General features: G+C 38.4%; 4 protein-coding genes. 3 read left to right on the plus strand and 1 reads right to left on the minus strand.

Annotated elements, in window-relative coordinates; genetic code table 11:
* A partial coding sequence (locus BLP58_RS11680; RefSeq protein ID WP_074484289.1) for an RNA-guided endonuclease InsQ/TnpB family protein occupies positions 1-951 on the plus strand: 951 nt, incomplete at its 5' end.
* Positions 952-1079: 128 nt separating this feature from the next.
* On the opposite strand, the gene BLP58_RS11685 is transcribed toward BLP58_RS11680, so the two are convergent.
* Positions 1080-1319: a hypothetical protein gene (locus BLP58_RS11685; RefSeq protein WP_013851365.1), complete on the minus strand. Its 240-nt coding sequence runs from the start codon at positions 1317-1319 to the stop codon at positions 1080-1082.
* Positions 1320-1499: 180 nt separating this feature from the next.
* On the opposite strand from BLP58_RS11685, the gene hbs reads away from it, so the two are divergent.
* The gene (hbs, locus tag BLP58_RS11690) at positions 1500-1778 is read left to right on the plus strand and encodes a non-specific DNA-binding protein Hbs (RefSeq protein WP_013851366.1); all 279 of its coding nucleotides are present in this window, start codon (positions 1500-1502) and stop codon (positions 1776-1778) included.
* A gap of 174 nt (positions 1779-1952) precedes the next feature.
* The gene (locus BLP58_RS11695; protein ID WP_013851367.1) at positions 1953-2138 is read left to right on the plus strand and encodes a hypothetical protein; all 186 of its coding nucleotides are present in this window, start codon (positions 1953-1955) and stop codon (positions 2136-2138) included.
* Positions 2139-2198: the final 60 nt, after the last annotated feature.

Below are 2198 nucleotides of genomic sequence, written 5' to 3' on the forward strand. Positions count from 1 at the left end.
TATGGAATCCCGACTTTCCACAAGAAACGCAGTGATTGGGCTTATCAGACCAACTGTCAATACATTAAGCAGGATGAAGCTTATCTAAATAATGGAACAGCTAAGTTTATTGATGCTAAACACGTTAAATTGCCTAAGCTGGGTGTTGTCCGCATTGCCGGCTTGAGGAAACTAATTAAAGAGCGTTTGCTTAAGCACATTCCAACTAGAATTGGAACAGTGACGCTTAAAAAGACCGCTGATGACCAATTCTATTTGTCAATGCAGCTAGGCAGCGATTTAGCTTTTGTTAAAGAATTGGCCAAGACGCAGAATCAAATCGGCATTGATCTTAATTTAGACAACTTCTTGACCGATTCTAATGGAGCAATGGTCGCTAATCCATGTTTCTACCGAAAGGCCAAGAAAAAGCTCGCCCACACTCAGCGCATACTCTCACGCAGACAAAGACGGGCTAAGAAAGACGGGCGCAAATTGCGGACAGCTAAGAATTATCAAGAACAGCGCTTAGCAGTGGCTAAACTGCACGACAAGATTCGCAGACAGCGTGAAGACTTCTTGCAGGTCCTCTCAACTGCATTAATCAAAAGCCACGATTTAGTGGTTGCCGAGGAATTAAGAAGCAAGAACCTGCTTAAGAATCATGCCTTGTCCCAAGCAATCTCTGATGCTGGCTGGCGCAAGTTTCTTAATATGCTGGCTTATAAAGCTAAGCTATATGGCAAAGACTTTCAGACAATTGATCCTAAGTACACGACCCAAAGATGCCATCAGTGTGGCACAATCATGGGACATAATGGCTATCAGAAATTGAAGCTGGCAGATCGAGAATGGACTTGTCCAATGTGTCATGCTTACCATATTCGTGATTGGAATGCGGCAGTAAATATTTTAGAAAAAGGCTTAGGCCACTGGCAAAATCCAGTAATAAAAAAGAAAAAAAACGCCTAAAAAAGACGGAAGTCCGTTGGCAACTCACGGACTCAAAATGCTTTGGTAATTGGGCGACCTCTATCGGTAGTAGTCATAAGACTATTAGCGACAAGCCTAGCCTGTATCTAAGCAAGCTGGTGTTCTGGTTAGCGCAAGCTAACGAGCCACCAAGCCTCAGAATTTATTCTGGGGTAGTTGACAGTCCAATTGATTAAGCCGATGAATGGCCATAAGGCAATATCTTTCATGTTTTTTTCGTATTCCTTTACTTCGTGGGTAAGTTCTTGTTGACTAATAGGTTTAATTTCAGGTATGACAACCTCTTTTGCTTTCTTTTTGATAACTTCCGATTGGTATTGTGTTCTAGTAAGTCTTTGATCAACCATTTCATTCCTCCATTTTGAAATACTTGTATGTAAATTAGTGTAGGTGGCAATTAGTTTGCCTAGAAATTTGTAAATATGAATGATTATTTTTCGTAAATCATTTAAATATCAAAAGAATCCCATAGCTAAAGTAATTTGATATAATTGTGATAGTTAAAACTTGAAAGGAAGAATAATAAAATGGCAAGTAAAAGTGATTTAATTAAAGCAGTTGCTAAGAAGGCTGACTTAACACATAAAGATGCCGGATTAGCTATTGATGCAGTGCTTGACACTATTCGAGAGACACTAGCTGATGATAAGAAAGTGCAACTTATTGGTTTTGGTACTTTTGAAGTACGTCAACGTGCTGCACGTAAGGGGCGTAATCCTCAAACTGGTAAAACTATCAAAATTCCAGCTACTAAAGTACCAGCTTTTAAGCCTGGCAAAGTATTAAAAGATGCTGTTAAGAAGTAAAAAATATTAATAGCAAATATTTAAGGCATCCCTAAATCAATGTGATTGGTTTTAAGGGATGCTTTTCTGTTCTATCGTCTAGCTTTTAGAGTTTAATTTACGATAATAGCCTGTGTTTTCTCCAGTGTTACTATCTAATCATTGATCTTACTGAAACACGGGGGGAACAGATGGATGAACAATAATCAAAGAAAAATCAAAAGCAGAAAATTAAATAAGTGGGAAGCATTTAAGACAAGACTTGCAGCGTTGTTTGGCTCAAAGCCTAAGTTGACCTTTAAATATACTAAAAAGGGAAAGCTAAAAATAATTTGGTTTAATGCACATTGCTGGCTAATGTCTTTACTGGTCTTACTTTAGCTCTTTGTCAAATCCTGTTGATAGAGAGTAAATGAATAGAATCAGGCAGTCATTAAAAGG

Source organism: Lactobacillus kefiranofaciens (genome assembly GCF_900103655.1).
In the GTDB taxonomy this organism is placed as follows: domain Bacteria; phylum Bacillota; class Bacilli; order Lactobacillales; family Lactobacillaceae; genus Lactobacillus; species Lactobacillus kefiranofaciens.